The following is a 16,393-nucleotide window of genomic DNA, read 5'->3' on the forward strand; positions in this document are numbered from 1 at the left end:
GAACGCTTCAACCGCACCCTGCTCGACGAATGGGCCTACGCCAGGCCCTACCGCACCGAGCAGGAACGCCGAGACGCCTACCCCGCTTGGCTCCATACCTACAATCACCACCGCGGACACACCGCACTCGCAGGCAAACCACCCGCCAGCCGCGTAACCAACCTCACGGGTCAGTACAGCTAGCCCGGCGGCGCGGCCGGGCGGGCGGAGCGGGCCGGGCGGGCGGAGTGTGCGGGGTGGGCGGGGCGTGCGGGTGGGTGGTGCGCTGCGGCGGATGGCCGTACCGGCGGCGGGCGGCGGGCGTTCGTCGGACTGACGGTTCATCGGCTGCGGGCGTGTCGGACGCGTACGGCGGGGTAGCCGCTGGTCGAATTACCTCCGGATATTTCCGTCCGAAACCGGACGGATCGTCACGTAGGGAGAGACCACTGGGTACCCACTCCGCCACCAGGGACGAGCACCTCGGGCATGTGGTGTTCATCTCCGCCGCCGCCGCGATGGGCGGCTTCCTGTTCGGCTACGACAGTGCGGTGATCAACGGGGCGGTCACCGGCATCCAGAAGCACTTCGACGTCGGCAACGGCGAGACCGCGTTCGTGGTCGCCATCGCGCTGCTCGGCTCGGCGGCCGGCGCCGTGGCGGCCGGCTGGCTGGCCGACCACTACGGGCGGGTGCGCACTATGCTGCTCGCCGCCGTGCTGTTCGCGATCAGCGGCGTCGGCTCGATGTTCCCGCCCAGCATCGAGGTGCTGGGGATGTGGCGCGTGCTGGGCGGCATCGCCATCGGCATCGCCTCGGTGATCGCCCCCACCTACATCGCCGAGGTCGCGCCGACCGCGTACCGGGGCCGGCTGGCCTCCTTCCAGCAGATGGCCATCGTGCTCGGCATCACCGTCTCGCAGCTCGTCAACTGGGCGCTGAACCAGGCGGCCGGCGGCGAGTCCACCAACCACCTGGCGGGCGTCCAGGCCTGGCAGTGGATGCTCGGCGTGGAGGCCGTGCCCGCCGTCGTCTACGGGCTGATGGCGCTGTCCATCCCCGAGTCGCCGCGGTACCTGATCTCCGACGGCCGGGAGGCGCAGGCCCGCAAGGTGCTGGCCGAGGTCGAGGGCGCGGACGTCGACCTGGACACCCGGGTCGCCGAGATCCGCCAGGTGCTGAACACCGAGCACAAGCCCCGGCTGAAGGACCTGCTGGGCGGACGGTTCGGGCTGCTGCCGATCGTCTGGATCGGCATCGGCGCCTCGGTGTTCCAGCAGTTCGTCGGCATCAACGTGATCTTCTACTACTCGTCGTTCCTGTGGCAGTCGGTCGGCATCGACGAGTCCAACTCGCTGCTGATCTCGCTCTCCACCTCGATCGTCAACGTGGTCGGCACCGTGGTCGCGATGCTGCTGGTCGACCGGATCGGCCGCAAGCCGCTGGCGCTGGCCGGCTCCGCGGGCATGGCCGTCTCGCTCGGCCTGGCCGCCTGGGCGTTCTCCTTCCGGCACGGCACCGGTGACAGCGCGACCCTGGACGACGCGTACGCCACCGTGGCGCTGGTCGCCGCGCACGTCTTCGTGTTCTGCTTCGCCTTCTCCTGGGGCGTGGTGGTCTGGGTGCTGCTCGGCGAGATGTTCCCCAACCGGATCCGGGCGCTCGCCCTGTCGGTGGCCGCGTCCGCGCAGTGGATCGCCAACTGGGCGATCACCGTCACCTTCCCCAACCTCTCCGACTGGAACCTGTCGGCGACGTACGTCATCTACGCCTGCTTCGCGCTGCTGTCGATCCCGTTCGTGGCGTTCTGCATCAAGGAGACCAAGGGCAAGTCCCTGGAGGAGATGGGCTGAACGGCACCCGTCCGGCCGCAGACCGGCGGTCGACGGGTGGGTCGGAGGCGGGTGGCGGCAGCGGATGCCGCCACCCGCCGCGCGTGGAGCGGGACGGGAGCCGCCTCCGGCGGGGTGGGAAACCGGTGGCGGGGCGAGGGCCGCGGGTGCTAGGAAATGTCACATGCTATCTGGTGAGAAGGTCGTGCTGCGGGCCCGGGTCGGGAGTGACGTGGCGGTGCTGCACGAGGAGTTGTACGAGGACGTGGAGATGCGGGCGCGGGCCGACTCGCGGGCCTGGCGGCCGATGCCGGTGGAGTCGGGGCGGTCGCCGTACCGGGTGGAGGCGCCGATGGAGGACGCGGCGGCGTTCTCGGTGGTGGAACGGGCCGGGGGCGAGCTGGCCGGGGAGGCGGTGGTGTGGGGGGTGGACGGGCACAACCGGGTGGCGCACCTGGGGCTGGCGCTGCGGCCGGCGTTCCGCGGTCGCGGGCTGGGGGCGGACGCGGTGCGGGTGATGTGCCGGTACGGCTTCGAGGTGCGCGGGCTGCAGCGGCTGCAGGTGGAGACGCTGGCGGACAACGCGGCGATGGTCGCGGCGGCCGAGCGGGCGGGCTTCGTCCGCGAGGGGGTGCTGCGCAGGTCGGCGTGGGTGCTGGGGCGGTTCGAGGACGAGGTGGTACTGGGGCTGCTGGCGGACGAGTGGCGGGGCGGGCCGCAGGACGGGCGGCGGGGCGGGCGGCGGTAAAACCGCTGGACAGGCGTGGCATGGCAGGTCCATGGTCGGGCGGTGAGCTTCCTCGATCCGGCCTGGGCAGGCCGCAACTACCGCATCCAGACCGCCGCGACGGTGGTCAGCGGGCTCGGCAACGCCGCCGCCCCGATCGCCACCGCGTTCGCCGTGCTGCACTCCGACGCGCGGTGGGGCAGCGCCGAGGTCGGCTACGTGACCGCCGCCCGGACGGTGCCGTTGGTGGTGCTGCTGCTCGTCGGCGGCGCGGTCGCGGACCGCCTGCCGCGGCACCTGGTGATGGTCGGGGCCAACCTGTTCAACGCCGGTTCGCAGGCCGCGCTGGCGGCGCTGGTGCTGTTCGGGCACCCGGGCCTGTGGGCGTTGATGCTGCTCTCCGCGGCCGGCGGTGCGGGCCAGGCGTTCTACGCGCCGGCCGCCGAGGGGGTGATCCTGCAGGCGGTGCCGGCCGAGCACGCCGCGAAGGCGTTCTCGGTGTTCAAGATGGCGATGAACGGCGCCTCGATCGCGGGCGCGGCGCTCGGCGGCGCGCTGGTCGCGGTGGTCGGGCCCGGCTGGGTGCTGGCGGCGGACGCGGCGTGCTTCGCCGTCGCGGCGGCGCTGCGGGTGGGCCTGGAGCCCGGGGGCGTCGAGCGGGGGCCGGCACGGCCCGGGCTGTGGCGTGAACTGCTGGTCGGGTGGCGGGAGTTCGCCGCCCGGCGGTGGCTGTGGGCGATCGTGGTGCAGTTCGGCCTGATGAACGCCTGCGTGCTCGCCGTGGAGGCGGTGTACGGGCCGGTGGTGGCCGAGCAGCGGATGGGCGGCGCCGGGGCGTGGGGCGCGGCGATGGCCGCGCTGAGCGTCGGCATGGTGGTGGCCGGTCCGCTGATGACGCGCTGGCAGCCGCGCCGGCTGCTGCTGGTCGGCAACGGCGGGGTGTTCCTGTTCGGACTGCCGCCGCTGGCGCTGGCGCTGGGGTGGCCGCTGCCGCTGGTGGCGCTGGCGATGTTCCTGGCGGGGGCGGGCACCACGGTGTTCGTGGTCGGCTGGATGGTGACGCTGCAGCAGGAGATCCCGGAGGAGCTGCTGTCGCGGATGTCGGCGTACGACTCGTTCGGCTCGTTCGCGCTGCTGCCGCTGGGCACCGGGCTGGCCGGTCCGGCGGCGCAGGCGTTCGGCCTGTCCGGGGCGCTGTGGGGGTGCGCGCTGATCTGCGCGGTGCTGGCCGGACTGGTGCTGCTGGTGCCGGAGGTGCGGCGGTTGGAGCGGGCGGTCCCCGAGGCGTCCGCGCGGGTCCGGGAACCGGAATCCGTCACTTCCGGGTGACAGTCGCTGACAGCTTGCAACCTCCCGGGGGCGCGGCTCGTCCGATCAGGTAACTGGCCGCGATCCCCGGGAGATTGGCGCATGGGCAAGCCTCTGCTGTACCTCGACGTCGACGGGGTGCTGAACCCGGTGTTCCCGCACCCCGACGACGGCTTCGACACCCACACGCTGCTCGGCTACTCGGTGCTGCTGTCGGCGCGCCACGGCGACTGGCTGCGCGAACTGGCCGACCACTACACCCTGGTCTGGGCGACCACCTGGGAGGAGAAGGCCAACCAGCACATCGCCCCGCTGCTCGGGCTGCCCGAGCTGCCGGTGGTGGTGTTCAGCGGGTACGTGCCGCGGCCCGGCGATCCGCGGGTGCCGCTGATGGAGCTGTTCTCGGCGGCCAAGTGGGCGCCGCTCCTGCGGCACGCGCAGGGCCGTCCGTTCGCCTGGGTGGACGACTGCATCCCGCCGAGGCTGGTGCGGCGCAGCGTCCTGCGGGCGGACCGGCTGCTGCTGCCGGTCGACCCGGCGCAGGGGTTGCAGCGCGAGCACGTGGACCGGCTGCTGCGGCGGCCGCCGTCGCGGGCCTGGCCGAACCCCTGGGCCTGCTGAGGGCGGGGCGGTCCGCGAGGTCCCGCGGGGCCGGTCCCGCGGGGTCAGTCCTGCGGGGGCGCGGGGTGGTCGGCGATCTCGACCCAGACCCGCTCCCAGCGGGCGTTGTCGCTGTGCCCGAAGCGGTCGCCGAGGCCGAGGACGCGCAGCACGGCGAGGGCCTGGGTGCCGTCGGGCTGCTCGGCGACCCGGACGGAGAGCCGGGTGGCACCGGTGCGGGTGCGGTCGACGACCGGGGGGCGGCCGGTGAGCTTGTGCAGCGCGTCCGCGATCCGGCGGACCCGTTCGCCGTGCCGGGTCGACTGTCCGTCCATGCCGCGCTCCCCCGTCCGCCGTACGGCCCCACCGCCGCTGTCGGTGGCCACCCTACCGCCGGGCGGTGACACCCCGTCAGCCGCGGGTCAGAGGGTGAGGACGCGGCCGGGGGCGAGGATGTGCACGGCGGTGTCGGGGGCGAGCTCGGCGGCGGCGTCCCGGTAGAGGTCGGGGCGGTCGCGGACGAGCTTGAGGACGGTGGCCTCGCGCAGCCGGCCGGCGGTGAAGGCGTAGTGGGTGGGGACGGCGAGGCGGGGGCGGAGCAGGGCGGTGAGTTCGGCGGCCTGCCGGGCGTCCATGACGACCTGGCGGTTGAGGGCGGGACGGATCCGCAGGCCGTTGACGGGGAGCAGGGCGAGGTCGATCTCGGGGAAGCGCCGGGCGATCTCGTCGAGGGCGGGGAGGCGGGCGGTGTCGGCGCCGAAGTAGACGGTGCGGCCCTCGTGGCGGAGCACGAAGGTGACCTCGGGGACGCCGTGCAGCGCGGGGGCGGCGGTGACCTCGACCGGACCGAGGCGGGTGGACTGCCAGGGGTCGAGTTCGGTGACCCGGCGGAACCCGGCGGCACGGACCCGGCCGGCGAGGCCGCGGACCACGGCGAACGGGACGTCCTTGTCGGGGTGGGCGGCGAGCGCGCCGAGGTCGCAGTGGTCGTAGTGGCCGTGGCTGATCACGATGCCGGCCAGCGGCGGCAGGTCGGCGGCACCGGCCACCGAGCGCGGTTCGCCCGGGTGGTAGCCGCGGCGCTCGGAGAACCAGGGGTCGGTGAGGATCCGGGCGCCGGCGAAATCGATCAGCGCGCTGGCGTGGACGACGCGTTGCACGGTGGTGGTCATGACTCCCCCTCAGCTTGAGTGGACAGCTGTCCACTGACAGCTGTGAGTAGACGCCTGTCCGGTAAGCTTGTCAACATGACGACGACACCGGGGCGACGGCCCAACCGGCGCGGCCAGGGCGGCCTGCTGCGCGACGAACTGGTCGCGGCGGCGAGCGGGCTGCTGGAGGAGGGCGAGGGCGAGCAGTCGCTCTCGCTGCGCGCGGTGGCCCGCCGCGCGGGCGTCGCCCCGCAGAGCGTCTACCTGCACTTCGCGGACGTCCGGGCGCTGCTGGTCGCGGTCTACCGGGCCCGGTTCGGCGAGCTGCTGTCGGCGCTGACCGAGGCGGGGGGCCCGGCGGCGGGCGGCGGGCGGGAGCGGCTGCGGGCGCTGTGCCTGGCGTACTGCGCGTACGGGCTGGCGCACCCCGGCCACTACCGGGTGCTGTTCGGCACCGCGGGCTCCCCCGGCTGGGAGCCGGAGCAGATGGCGGGCCTGCCGGCGCTGGCGCTGCTGGACGGGGCCGTCCGGGAGGCGGCGGGGGACGCGGCGGCGGCCGGGGACGCGGCGGGGATCGCGCCGGAGACGCTGGGCGTGTGGGCGGCGCTGCACGGGCTGGTGACGCTGCGCCGGGACCGGCCGGGGTTCCCGTGGCCGCCGGTGGAGGTGCTGGTGGACGCCCTGCTGGACGCCCGCCGGAAGGGGACTACGGCAGCCAGCTGACGTGGCCGGCCAGCAGGGCGTAGCCGACGAAGGCGGTGGTGTCGATCAGGGCGTGGGCGGCGACCAGCGGGCCGACCCGCTGCCAGCGGCGGTACAGGAGGCAGAAGACCAGGCCCATCACCATGTTGCCGACCAGGCCGCCGACGCCCTGGTAGAGGTGGTAGGAGCCGCGCAGGACGGCGCTGGCGGTGACCGCCGCGGGCCAGCTCCAGCCGATCTGCTGGAGGCGGCGCAGCAGGTAGCCGACCACGACGACCTCCTCCAGGACGGCGTTCTGCCAGGCGGAGGCGATCAGGACGGGGATCCGCCACCAGACCTCGGGCAGGCCGGAGGGGGCGACGGTGAGGTTGAAGCCGGCCGCCTGGGCGCCCAGGTAGAGGGCGAGGCCGGAGCCGCCGATGGCGGCGGCGACCAGGGTGCCCCGGCCGAGGTCGGCGAGCTTGTGGCGCAGGTCGAAGCCGAGCACCCGCAGCGTGGTGCCCTCGCGAACCAGCAGGTAGCCGACCAGGACGACCGGCATCAGGCCGCGGGCGACGTAGTAGAGCTGCCAGGCGAGGTCGAGCCAGGGCCGGCCGGGCGCGCGGGAGGCGTTCAGGGTGGCGACCTGGCTGCCGAGGTCGGCGGTCTCGGTGAGCGAGCCGACGAAGCTGATCAGCGAGGTGAGGCCGCTGGCGCCGAGGGAGAGCCCGAGGACGATGAGCAGTTCGGCGGCGAGCAGCCGGCGCGAGGGGGTCTCGGGGGTGGTGGCGGGCTCGGCCGAGGCGGTGGTCACGGGTCTCCCGGGGGGCGGACGGTCGGCCCGGGGCGTTGCTGCCGCCCCGGGCCGATCATCCTTTCACAGGAAGATGAGGCGTCCGTGAAACGCCGTGGCCCGGCCGCAGGTCAGTCGACCGGCCAGGTGTGCACGGGTTCGCCGCCGCGCATGTGCTCGACGTAGCGGCGGGTCATCGCGGCGATCGCCTCGTTCGGGCCGAGGTTGTGGTGCTCGCGCAGCCGGTGCACGGTGGCGGCCTGCCAGGCGGCGCCGTTGGTGCGGCGCAGGCAGCGCTGCTCGATGATGCCGAGGTAGCGGTCCCGGTCGCGGGGCTCGATGCCCCACTCGTCCAGGCCCTGGTGGGCGAGCGGCAGCAGTTCGTTCAGCACCAGGTCGGTGGCGGGGAGTTCGACCAGGCCGCGGCCGCCGCGGCCGCTGCGGGGCCACCACTGGACGGCCTCGATGCCGTGCCGGGCGCCCTGCTGGAAGTTCTGGTCGGCCCTGTCGAACGGGAGCCTGGTCCAGATCGGGCGGGGCTGTTCGGCCAGCACCCGGACCAGGCCGTAGAAGAAGGCGGCGTTGGCCAGGGTGTCGACCACGGTCGGGCCGGCGGGCAGGCAGCGGTTCTCCACCCGCAGGTGGGCCACGCCGTCGGCGACGTCGTACACCGGGCGGTTCCAGCGGTAGATGGTGCCGTTGTGCAGCCGCATCTCGCCGAGCCGGGGGACGCCGCCGGAGGAGAGCACCTTGACCGGGTCCTCGTCCTCGCAGATCGGCAGCAGCGCGGGGAAGTACCGCAGGTTCTCGGCGAACAGGTCGAGCGCGGAGTCGACCCAGCGCTCCCCGAACCAGGTGATGGGGCGCACGCCCTGTGCCTTGAGCTCGGCCGAACGGGTGTCGCAGGCCTGCTGGAACAGCACCGGGCGGGTCTCCCGCCACAGCTCGCGGCCGAACAGGAACGGGGAGTTGGCGCCGAGCGCGAGCTGGGCGCCGCAGATCGCCTGGGCCGCGTTCCAGACCGAGGCGAACCGGGCCGGGGTGACCTGCAGGTGCAGTTGCAGCGAGGTGGCGGCGGCCTCGGCGACCATCGAGACCGAGTCGACGGCCAGCCGCTCCACGCCGTCGATGTCGAGCGCGATGTCCTCGCCGCGGGCGGCCAGGATCTGCTCGTTGAGCAGGCCGTAGCGGTCGTTGCTGCTCATCGCGTCCAGCCCGGCGTGCTCCAGGTCGAGGGTCGGCAGGATGCCGACCATCACGATCCGGGCGCCCACCTCGGCGGCCCGCCGGTCGGCGTAGCGCAGGCCGGTGTCCAGCTCCTCGCGCAGGTCCTCGAAGACGTGGCCGGTCAGGCGGCGCGGGGCGACGTTGACCTCGATGTTGAACCGGCCCAGTTCGGTCTGGAAGTCCGCGGAGGAGATCGCGCCCAGCACCCGCTCGTTGCCGAGCACCGGCAGGCCCTGGTCGTCCGCCAGGTTCAGTTCGATCTCGACGCCCATCATCGCCTTCGGGCGGTCGAACCGCTCCTCCCTGAGCATCCGCTCCAGGACGTCCAGACAGGACTGGAGCTTGCGGCGGTACAGCTGCCGGTCGGCCAGCTCCGCCCTGGTCGCCACGACCTTCTCGCCCACGGGTGCCTTCCCTCCCCTCGGTCGACAGTGCCCCAGCATCATGCCCAAGTCGAAGATCGATAGCCCACGATGCGAACACCCGGGCGAGACAGGGTTTCTGACGGATGGTCAGCCACTCCCCGACTTGTGCGGCGCAACCGAACGTGATATGAAGGTCACCCTGCGCACCTGTTCGAATGTATTCGCACGCGCTCAGGCCCGGTCCAGGCCGTCCGAGACGCCCACGATGTCGAGGGATCTCGTCGACGACCCGCCCACCCCATTCGGCGCCCATGCACAACCGGACACGGCCAGACCTCCCTCAGAGTCGGCGCCATGCCGGTATGCCGCATCGTCCCGCCGATCTCGCACGGAGAGGCGACTCAGCCATGACCCTGCACCTGACCCGACCCCCGGCCGGCGCACTGCGCGCCGTGCTCTCCGCCCTCGCCTCCGGCGCGGCGCTGCCGCCACCGGCGGCCGCCGGCCCGCACCGGCCGCGCGCCCTGCTGGCCCTGCCCGTCCACGCCCTGCGCGGGCCCGAGCCCCGGCTGGCCGGGGCCCACTGCACGGGCTGGCGCTTCCTGCTGGGCGGGCGCGCCGACCCCGCCGCGCCCGCGCCCTGCGGGCACGGCGGCTGCCCCGGCGGCGCCACCGGCGAGGACGCGCGGGACTACGGGCCACCGGCGGCCGGCGAGTTCACCCCGGAGGGGCTGGACGGGGTGGTGGCCGCCGCCGAGGTGGTCAACGGCCCGGACGGGCCGGCCTTCTCCCACCTGACCGCCGGACCGTTCCTCGACTCCACCGTCCGGGCGCTGCGCGAGGCCTGGCAGCTGACCCACGGCGCGCCGACGCGCTACGAGCCCCGGCTGCTGCCGCTGCCCGAGCACTACGCCTCGGCGCTCTGGCTGCACGGCGGCCGCCCCGGCGACGACCTGCTGATCCCGCTGGCCCCCGCCCCGCTCGGGGTGGCGGCCCACCAGGCACTGCCCGCGGCCGAGTTGCTGGCCCGGCTGGAGCGCTCGCCGGTCGCCCGGCCGACCGCGCTGATCGGCTGAGCCGACCGCCGCCGGCGCCCGCGCCCGTACCCGCACCACCCGAAGAGGCCATGCCGGGCTGATCCGATCGGACTAGCCCGGCATGGCCTTTCCGTGCGCGGGACGGGCCGTATTCCGCCCGGTCGGGTGATCTCCGCGCTCGTTCTGTGGCGCGTGTCACCAAATGGCTGCGCGAACGCCCGGGGAGTCGGACACTGGTGTCGGTCGGGTGGAGGACCAATCGTCCTACCCGGCTGGCGCCGTTTCACACCTGACCCGGTGCGATATTTCAGCGAAGCGAGGTACAAGGATGTGCCAGCACCGAACCGAGTGTCCGTCCGCCGAGTCGGCCGACCACGAGGCAGCCGTCCCGGTCGCGTTCCACCCCGAGCAGGGCTGGACCCTGCTCTGCAACGGGGTGCTGCTGTTCGACGACACCGGTGAGCTGCTGCCGGACGGCCGGGTGGTCGCCCCGCGCCGGAACCTGCTGATCGCCGCCTGAACCCGCGCTTCCCGATCGCCCGTTCGCTTCCCCTGGTGCCCGCCCGGAGCTCGCCCTCCCGGCGGGCACCGGCGCGTTCGGGTGCGGGTGCGTTCGGGTGCGGGTGCGGGTGCGGGTGCGTGCGGGCGCGGGCCGGTGCCCGGCCGGGGGGCCGTCGCGGGGTCAGGAGCCGCCGGTCGGGCGGCCGGTGGGCGTGGCCGGGTCGTACCAGAGGCTGGCCATCGGGGAGCGGAGCGTCCAGCCGAGGCTGGTGTAGAGGGCGCGGCCCTCGGTGGTGCCGACCAGCAGGGCGGTGCGCGCGCCGGCCGCGTGCGCCTCGTGCTGGAGGGTGCGCATCAGGAGGGAGCCGAGGCCCCGGCGGCGGTGTTCGGGGGCGGTCTCGATCTGGTCGGGGACGGCGAGCAGCGGGGCGTCGACCCGACCGCCGAGCGGGGTGGCGGGACCGAGCCCGATCTGGCCGCGGGCCGCGAACTCCCCGCCGGTGGTGCGGACCAGGGCCCGAACGGTGCCGCCCCGGTGCCAGGTGGTGATCCGGTAGCCGGCCGGGACGGCCGGGCTCCCGGGGCGCAGCGGGAGGGTCATCAGGAAGCCGGGGGCGTCCTGGTGCCAGCCGGGGCCGACCCAGGGCAGCACGCGGTCCTCCTCGCCGAACAGCTTGAGCCACGTCCAGGGCGCGGCGGGTCCTTCGGTGAGCTTGCGGACGTCCGCCTCGGTGGGGGCGGGCAGGACGTGGCGCCAGACCTGGCGGGCCTGGCCGACGTCGATGCTCCAGCCCCAGGGCTCGGGGGCGGGGTCGGCGGCGCCGCGGGAGACCGTCCAGCCGCTGATCCAGGCCCGGACGAGTTCGGGGACGGTGGCGTCGTCGGGCATGGGCGCGCTCCTGAAAGTGTAATGGTCTCTAATGGCCAGTGAAGCTTACCGTCCGGGTCTCGGTGGTGTCATCGGGGTTTCCGGCGGCGCGGGCGGGCCGACTCGCGCGGGACGGCCGGCGCGGGAGGACCGGCGCAGGGCGGCGGCCAGGGCGGGGACGTCGACCGGGCCGGTGGTGTCGACGCGGTGGACCGGGCCGAGGGCGAGCGGGCCGACGTCGAGCGCCCAGGCGTCCCAGCGCGGGTCGGCCTCGCCGGGGCGTTCGGGGTGCGCGGGATGGCGGTGCGGGATGCGCTCCTCGAAGCGGCGGCGGGCGAGCGCGACCGGGACCTCGCACCAGACCTCCTGCGGCACGCCGATCCCGGCGGCGTCCAGCCCGGCGCGGACGATCCGGCGCAGCGGGTCGCCGAGCCAGGGCGCCTCCAGCACGGCGGCGCCGCGGGCGTCGCGCAGCAGCGTCCAGAGCGTCTCGCCGGCGGCGGCGCCGAGCAGCCGGCTCCACTCCCGGCGGTCGGCGGGGCGCAGGGCGGCGAGCTGGTCGGCCAGGGTCTCCTTCACCGCGTCCTTGCTGAACAGCGGGAGGCCGAGTTCGGCGGCCAGGGCGCGGGCGAGGGTGCTCTTACCCGCGCCGGGCAGGCCGTTCACCAGTACGGTCGTCATCCGGTCACGGTAACGGCGGTGACGTGCCGTCGGGACGGGAACCGGGCTCCCGGACGGCGCCGCCGGTCACGAGGCCCCGGCGGCACCGACCGGGTCCGGGACCGGGACCGGGACCGGGCCCCGGTCCGGGTTCACGCCCGGGGGCGGGTGCGGGTCACGGCGCGCCCACGCTCCACAGCTCGGTCTTGGCCCAGGCGCCGGTGATCGCCACGTCCGGGTTCTGGTGGCGCAGTCCCGCCCAGCGGCCGGCCAGCAGCTGGAGCCGGACGGTCAGCGGGAGTTGGGCCAGCAGCGGGGGCAGCTCGGCGGCCGTGCCGGTGGCGGCGAGGGTGTCGACGGTGATGCCCTCGGCGGCGGCCGCCGCGCCGAGGGCGGCGGTCAGGCCGTCGGGGTCGGCGCCGGGTTCGAGCAGCAGGAGGCCGTCGGCGGCGCCGAACGGCACGGCCGAGCCGTGCAGGTACAGCTCCGACTCGTAGCCCTCGGCGAGGACGCGGGCGGCCTCGCGGATCTTCAGCGCGCCTTCGCGGGCGGTGACGCCCCAGGGGCCGGCGCCGATCACCGCGAGGGACCGGGCGGGCAGCGCGACGGTGTCCGGGGCCTGGTCCCGGCAGACCTCGCGGACGGCCTCGGCGGTGCGGTGCAGGTGCTCGGGGCCGTACTGTTCGGCGCCGAGGCGGTGGGCGAGTCCGGCCAGCACGGTGAGGGCGGCGGTGTAGCTGACGGTGTAGGTCTCGGACTGCTCCTTGGCCACGGTCTCGACCGCCTCGGGCCAGTCGGCGGTGCCGACGCCGGTGATCGAGACGGTGGGCACGCCCGCCGCGAGGGCCCGTTCCCGGCAGCGCAGGGCGAAGGCCGTCTCGGCGGTGTGGGTGATCACGACCACCGCGTCGCCGGGGCGCGGCGGCGCGCCCCAGCGGGCGAACCCGGCGGCGGAGGACCAGCGGGCGTCCACCCCGGCGTGGCCGAGCATCGCGGCGCCGAGCTCGGCGGCGTGCTGGCTGGTGCCGGTGCCGAGCAGCAGCACCCGGCGGGCGCCCGCGAGGCGTTCGGCGGCCTCGCCGAGGTCGGCCTCGGCGAGGCGGGCGACGGCCTCCGCCTGGGCGTGGATCATGCGGTGGAGGGCGGTCTCCTGGAAGGGGCGGGGCATGGGGGTCACTCCTCTCCGGCCGGGCGGCTGGCCGTGCGGATCAGGTGGGGCGAGTGGACGTGGAACGGGCTGAGGTCGTAGTCCCCGTACAGCCCTTCCGGGGTGAGGCCCGCGCGGGTGAGCAGGGCGGTGAGCTCGTGGGCGCTGTAGACGCGGTAGTCGGCGGTGACGCTGCGCCCGACCGTACCCGAGGCGGGGTCGAAGGCCTGGATGTTCCAGGTGATCCGGCTAGTCAGCGCGTCGAACCGCTCCTCGTACAGGTACGTGGTGCCGGTGCTGGAGTCGAAGTTGCGGACCACGAACTCCTCCGGCGCGGTGCCGAAGGACTCGCCGCTCTGGGTGAGGAACCAGTCCCGGTTCATCACGTCGATCAGCAGCCGGCCGCCCGGGGCCAGCCGGTCGCGGATCCCGCGCAGGACGGCGAGGTCCTCCTCCTCGGTGTCGAAGAAGCCGAAGCTGGTGTGCAGGCTGACCACGGCGTCGAAGGAGCCCGCGGGGAGGGCGCTCAGGTCGCGCATGTCGGCCCGCACGAAGGAGATCCGCTGTCCGGCGCGCTCGGCCCGCTCCCGGGCCTGGGCCAGGTACGGCTCCATCAGGTCCACGCCGGTGACCCGGAAGCCGGCCGCGCCGAGCGGCACGCTGTGGCGGCCGGTGCCGCAGGCCAGGTCGAGCAGGGTGGCGCCGGGTTCCGGATCGAGCGCGCCGGTGACGCAGCGCACCATCGCCTCGGCGGTGGCGGCGTCGCGCAGCTCCAGGTCGGAGCCGGTGTAGACGTCGGTGAAGAAGGTGCTCCACCACTCGGTGGGACGGTCGGTCACGGGTGTCGTTCCGTTCTGTCGTACGGGGGACGAGGGGTCAGGCGGGCGGGCGGGCCTCGACGCCGAGCAGGCCGGGCCCGCCGGGGGTGTCGGGAGCGCCGGGGGTGTCGGGGGCGTCGGGGCCCGCCGGTCCGAAGTGCTCCAGGCTGGCCCGGAGGCCGGGTCCGGTGTAGTCGACGTAGTGCAGGCGGCCGGTGCCCGCGCGCAGGCCCGGCAGGCCGTCGAACTCGCCGACCGCCCGGTACTCGCCGTGGCCGCGCTCGACCACGGTGAGGGCCCGGCCCTCCAGGGCGGGGCGGTCCGGGTCGAAGCCGGCCGCCTCGGCGGTGGTGCGGTGCCAGTACGAGCTGCGTTCGGTGCCGTCCGGCAGGGCTTCGACCGCCAGCCAGAGCGTCGCGCCGTCGGGCCCGCCGGTCAGCAGGTACTCGGCCCAGTGCTGGGTGGCGCTGCGGACCCGGATCGCGCCGCGGACCGTCGGCCCGTCCGGCAGGGTGTCGCCGGGGAGCAGGTGCAGCAGCCCGGCCATCAGAACTCCCGCCGGCTGTTCGGCCGGGACTCCGGCTTCCAGGGCGCGTCGTGCGACTGCTCCGGTTCGATGGGCAGTCCGGTCATCAGCGCGGCGTTGTGGTAGGCCGGGCTCTCCTCGGCGGTGAAGTAGTCGAGCATCATGGTCCACTCGTCCGGGGCCGGCCCGGTGGCGGGCGGCGGGTAGGGGGTCGGGTCGGCGTAGTAGGAGGAGACGGTGACGTCGATGTGGTAGAGCGCGCCGTACCGTTCGGGGTCGGCGCCGGCCGGCAGGTGGCCGGGGCGGGGCGGGCGGCGCAGGCCGTAGCCGGCCGGGCCGGGGCCGCCCAGGTGCCAGGTGCTGCTGTGGCCGGTCGGGTGTCCGATGCCGCCGTTGCCGACCGAACGCAGCGCCGTGCCGTGGGAGTTGCGGACGGCCTCGGCGTGGGTGCGGAACCGGCCGGCGTCGTGCGCGGCCCGGGTGTGGTGGCCTACGGCGTTGACGTTGAGCAGCATGCCGCCCGGCACCCGGTGGTCGTGCGCGCGGGTGCGGTGGGCGCCGGTGAAGAACACCGTCATGCTGGCGGCGAAGAGTTCGAGGCTCCCGTCGGGGCGGCGCAGCGGCACGCCGTCCAGGCAGATGGTGTCGGCCTCGACCGGCGCCCACTCCGGCAGGTACAGCCCGACCAGCAGCCGGAACGCCTCCACCAGTTCCGGGCCCGGCCGGGCGTGGGCCAGCCGGGCGCTGTTGAACATCACCTGCAGGCTGCTGGTGCGGCCCTCCAGGGCGCGCGACTTCCAGCGCTCGCGGGCCTGTTGGAGCAGTTTCCCGACGTGCTCGGCGCCGAGCGCCAGGTCCTCCTCGTCCACCCAGCAGATGTCGAGCGCCGGGTCCGCGTCCGGCCGGGCGGCCACCTTGGCGAAGACGCACGGCTGGTGGCCGCCGATCCAGCGGCGCAGCGCCGCCTCCTTCTCCTCCCGGGTGGCGGCCGCCGACAGCAGCACGGTGTGCGCCGCGTCGATGTCGGCCCCGAAGCCGTGCCCCGGGCCGGTCGGGACGAGCCGGTCCAGGGCCGCCGTCAGCGGGTCGCCGTCCTCGGTCTCGGCCGCTGTCGCGGGTGCGGCGGGGTCTTGCCCTCCAGTACGTCGCATACGTCACTCCCCCATGCGGGCGCGTTCTTGAATCCGTGGCCGGAGTCGCCCCCTACCAGCCAGACGGACGGGGCGGCGGGGTGCCGCCCCAGGACGAACTCCTCGTCCTCGGTGGTGGTGTAGGTGCAGGTCTCGGCGGAGAGCACCGGGGCCCCGGCCAGGGCGGGGAAGCGCCGGCGCAGGTAGGCCCGGGCGGGCTCCGGCAGTTCGGGCGGGTCCGGGGGCGGGGCGCCGGGCGGGGCCTCGACGTCGGGGACGACCTTGACCCCGGCGCCGCTCAGCGCCCCGATGCCGTACAGGGCGCGGCCGGTGTCGAGCCAGGCCGGCACCCGTGGTCCGCAGGGCAGCGCGGGCGAGTCCAGGTAGTAGCTGACCTGGCCCGCCGGCCGCCCGCAGTCCAGCTCGGGGAAGAGCCCGGGCAGTGCCGCGCCGACCGCCCAGACGACCGTCCGGGCCCGGTGCTCGGCGCCGTCGACCAGCACCCCCGCACCGGCCGGGCGGGCCTCGGCGCGCACGAACTCGCAGCCGAGCGCCCGGCAGGAGGCGGCCAGCGCCCTGACGGCCCGGCGGGCGCGCAGCACGCCCGCCTCGGGCTCGTACAGCGCGAACTCCAGGTCGTCGGTGCCCACTTCGGGGAAGCGCCGGGCCACCTCGCGGGGGGAGAGCCGTTCGGCCGGGACGCCCAGGCCGCGCAGTTCGGCCAGCGAGCGTTCCTCCCAGCCCGTGGACGTCCCCCGCGAGGCGAAGCTGAGCACGCCGGACGGCACCAGCAGCTGCTGCCCGCTCTCGCGCTCCAACTCCCGCCAACGGCCCAGCGACCGCCAGGTCAGCTCGGCGTACCGGCGCCGCGCGCCGTAGGCGCAGCGCAGGACGCGGGACTCGGCGGCCGAAGGGCCGTGCTCGCCGGGCCCGTTGGGGTCGACCAGCGTCACCCGGTGCCCGCGGAGGGCGAGTTCACGGGCGATCGAGAGGCCGACCACTCCCGCTCCGACCACGAGCGCGGGGTTCACCGGGGCCGGCCG

The 16,393-nt window shown here is 75.0% G+C and carries 19 protein-coding genes; 8 read left to right on the top strand and 11 right to left on the bottom strand.

Features of this window, described 5'->3' with window-relative positions; all coding sequences use genetic code 11:
* The 5 genes from ACZ3J7_RS16185 to ACZ3J7_RS16205 all read left to right on the top strand — a co-directional run.
* On the top strand, positions 1–183 hold a 183-nt coding region (locus ACZ3J7_RS16185), incomplete at its 5' end, for an integrase core domain-containing protein (RefSeq protein WP_465621124.1).
* Between the two features lie 245 nt (positions 184–428).
* On the top strand, positions 429–1,832 hold the full coding sequence (locus ACZ3J7_RS16190) for a sugar porter family MFS transporter (protein ID WP_465621603.1): 1,404 nt from the start codon (positions 429–431) through the stop codon (positions 1,830–1,832).
* Positions 1,833–1,995: 163 nt separating this feature from the next.
* Positions 1,996–2,559: a GNAT family N-acetyltransferase gene (locus tag ACZ3J7_RS16195; RefSeq protein ID WP_465621126.1), complete on the top strand. Its 564-nt coding sequence runs from the start codon at positions 1,996–1,998 to the stop codon at positions 2,557–2,559.
* Between the two features lie 42 nt (positions 2,560–2,601).
* Entirely contained in the window at positions 2,602–3,867 is a 1,266-nt protein-coding gene (locus ACZ3J7_RS16200) for an MFS transporter (RefSeq protein ID WP_465621128.1), read from the top strand.
* Positions 3,868–3,948: 81 nt separating this feature from the next.
* Positions 3,949–4,467: an HAD domain-containing protein gene (locus ACZ3J7_RS16205; RefSeq protein ID WP_465621130.1), complete on the top strand. Its 519-nt coding sequence runs from the start codon at positions 3,949–3,951 to the stop codon at positions 4,465–4,467.
* 44 nt (positions 4,468–4,511) lie between these two features.
* Here ACZ3J7_RS16205 and ACZ3J7_RS16210 read toward each other — a convergent pair whose 3' ends face one another.
* Together ACZ3J7_RS16210 and ACZ3J7_RS16215 are read right to left on the bottom strand one after the other, a co-directional pair.
* Positions 4,512–4,781 (bottom strand): hypothetical protein, encoded by a 270-nt coding sequence (locus ACZ3J7_RS16210; protein WP_465621132.1) that lies wholly within the window; start codon positions 4,779–4,781, stop codon positions 4,512–4,514.
* Positions 4,782–4,868: 87 nt separating this feature from the next.
* A complete protein-coding gene (locus ACZ3J7_RS16215) occupies positions 4,869–5,618 on the bottom strand; it encodes an MBL fold metallo-hydrolase (RefSeq protein WP_465621134.1) in 750 nt (249 codons plus the stop codon).
* A 75-nt stretch (positions 5,619–5,693) separates the two neighbouring features.
* Between ACZ3J7_RS16215 and ACZ3J7_RS16220 the strand changes: the two genes are divergently transcribed.
* Positions 5,694–6,320, top strand: coding sequence for a TetR/AcrR family transcriptional regulator (locus ACZ3J7_RS16220; RefSeq protein ID WP_465621135.1), 627 nt, complete (start codon positions 5,694–5,696; stop codon positions 6,318–6,320).
* Here ACZ3J7_RS16220 and ACZ3J7_RS16225 read toward each other — a convergent pair.
* Entirely contained in the window at positions 6,304–7,092 is a 789-nt protein-coding gene (locus tag ACZ3J7_RS16225; protein ID WP_465621137.1) for a CPBP family intramembrane glutamic endopeptidase, read from the bottom strand. The genes ACZ3J7_RS16220 and ACZ3J7_RS16225 overlap by 17 nt on opposite strands.
* A 110-nt stretch (positions 7,093–7,202) precedes the next feature.
* Positions 7,203–8,702: a glutamate-cysteine ligase family protein gene (locus tag ACZ3J7_RS16230; RefSeq protein ID WP_465621139.1), complete on the bottom strand. Its 1,500-nt coding sequence runs from the start codon at positions 8,700–8,702 to the stop codon at positions 7,203–7,205.
* 368 nt (positions 8,703–9,070) lie between these two features.
* On the opposite strand from ACZ3J7_RS16230, the gene ACZ3J7_RS16235 reads away from it, so the two are divergent.
* Positions 9,071–9,739 (top strand): hypothetical protein, encoded by a 669-nt coding sequence (locus ACZ3J7_RS16235; RefSeq protein ID WP_465621140.1) that lies wholly within the window; start codon positions 9,071–9,073, stop codon positions 9,737–9,739.
* Between the two features lie 289 nt (positions 9,740–10,028).
* Entirely contained in the window at positions 10,029–10,220 is a 192-nt protein-coding gene (locus ACZ3J7_RS16240) for a DUF5999 family protein (protein WP_465621141.1), read from the top strand.
* A gap of 162 nt (positions 10,221–10,382) precedes the next feature.
* On the opposite strand, the gene ACZ3J7_RS16245 is transcribed toward ACZ3J7_RS16240, so the two are convergent.
* From ACZ3J7_RS16245 to ACZ3J7_RS16275, 7 genes are all read right to left on the bottom strand, one after another.
* A complete protein-coding gene (locus ACZ3J7_RS16245) occupies positions 10,383–11,090 on the bottom strand; it encodes a GNAT family N-acetyltransferase (protein ID WP_465621143.1) in 708 nt (235 codons plus the stop codon).
* Between the two features lie 45 nt (positions 11,091–11,135).
* Positions 11,136–11,750: a P-loop nucleotide/nucleoside kinase family protein gene (locus ACZ3J7_RS16250; RefSeq protein ID WP_465621145.1), complete on the bottom strand. Its 615-nt coding sequence runs from the start codon at positions 11,748–11,750 to the stop codon at positions 11,136–11,138.
* Positions 11,751–11,904: 154 nt separating this feature from the next.
* The gene (locus ACZ3J7_RS16255) at positions 11,905–12,897 is read right to left on the bottom strand and encodes an SIS domain-containing protein (protein WP_465621147.1); all 993 of its coding nucleotides are present in this window, start codon (positions 12,895–12,897) and stop codon (positions 11,905–11,907) included.
* A gap of 5 nt (positions 12,898–12,902) precedes the next feature.
* Positions 12,903–13,715: a class I SAM-dependent methyltransferase gene (locus ACZ3J7_RS16260; RefSeq protein ID WP_465621149.1), complete on the bottom strand. Its 813-nt coding sequence runs from the start codon at positions 13,713–13,715 to the stop codon at positions 12,903–12,905.
* A gap of 37 nt (positions 13,716–13,752) precedes the next feature.
* Positions 13,753–14,241, bottom strand: a complete 489-nt coding sequence (locus tag ACZ3J7_RS16265) for a DUF4178 domain-containing protein (RefSeq protein WP_465621151.1) — start codon at positions 14,239–14,241, stop codon at positions 13,753–13,755.
* Positions 14,241–15,371 carry a hypothetical protein gene (locus ACZ3J7_RS16270; protein ID WP_465621153.1) on the bottom strand — a complete coding sequence of 377 codons (1,131 nt, stop codon included), beginning with the start codon at positions 15,369–15,371 and terminating at the stop codon, positions 14,241–14,243. The genes ACZ3J7_RS16265 and ACZ3J7_RS16270 overlap by 1 nt, the downstream gene beginning before the upstream one ends.
* Positions 15,299–16,381, bottom strand: a complete 1,083-nt coding sequence (locus ACZ3J7_RS16275; protein ID WP_465621154.1) for an FAD-dependent oxidoreductase — start codon at positions 16,379–16,381, stop codon at positions 15,299–15,301. The genes ACZ3J7_RS16270 and ACZ3J7_RS16275 overlap by 73 nt, the downstream gene beginning before the upstream one ends.
* Between the last annotated feature and the right edge of the window lie 12 nt (positions 16,382–16,393).

The sequence above is a fragment of the Kitasatospora sp. NPDC015121 genome (genome assembly GCF_055562955.1).

Excerpts from the sequence above, each read along its gene's own strand:
- ACZ3J7_RS16195 (WP_465621126.1), top strand. The coding sequence starts at position 1,996 with ATGCTATCTGGTGAGAAGGTCGTGCTGCGGGCCCGGGTCGGGAGTGAC.
- ACZ3J7_RS16205 (WP_465621130.1), top strand. The coding sequence starts at position 3,949 with ATGGGCAAGCCTCTGCTGTACCTCGACGTCGACGGGGTGCTGAACCCG.
- ACZ3J7_RS16210 (WP_465621132.1), bottom strand. The coding sequence starts at position 4,781 with ATGGACGGACAGTCGACCCGGCACGGCGAACGGGTCCGCCGGATCGCG.
- ACZ3J7_RS16215 (WP_465621134.1), bottom strand. The coding sequence starts at position 5,618 with ATGACCACCACCGTGCAACGCGTCGTCCACGCCAGCGCGCTGATCGAT.
- ACZ3J7_RS16220 (WP_465621135.1), top strand. The coding sequence starts at position 5,694 with ATGACGACGACACCGGGGCGACGGCCCAACCGGCGCGGCCAGGGCGGC.
- ACZ3J7_RS16235 (WP_465621140.1), top strand. The coding sequence starts at position 9,071 with ATGACCCTGCACCTGACCCGACCCCCGGCCGGCGCACTGCGCGCCGTG.
- ACZ3J7_RS16240 (WP_465621141.1), top strand. The coding sequence starts at position 10,029 with ATGTGCCAGCACCGAACCGAGTGTCCGTCCGCCGAGTCGGCCGACCAC.
- ACZ3J7_RS16245 (WP_465621143.1), bottom strand. The coding sequence starts at position 11,090 with ATGCCCGACGACGCCACCGTCCCCGAACTCGTCCGGGCCTGGATCAGC.
- ACZ3J7_RS16250 (WP_465621145.1), bottom strand. The coding sequence starts at position 11,750 with ATGACGACCGTACTGGTGAACGGCCTGCCCGGCGCGGGTAAGAGCACC.
- ACZ3J7_RS16255 (WP_465621147.1), bottom strand. The coding sequence starts at position 12,897 with ATGCCCCGCCCCTTCCAGGAGACCGCCCTCCACCGCATGATCCACGCC.
- ACZ3J7_RS16265 (WP_465621151.1), bottom strand. The coding sequence starts at position 14,241 with ATGGCCGGGCTGCTGCACCTGCTCCCCGGCGACACCCTGCCGGACGGG.
- ACZ3J7_RS16270 (WP_465621153.1), bottom strand. The coding sequence starts at position 15,371 with ATGCGACGTACTGGAGGGCAAGACCCCGCCGCACCCGCGACAGCGGCC.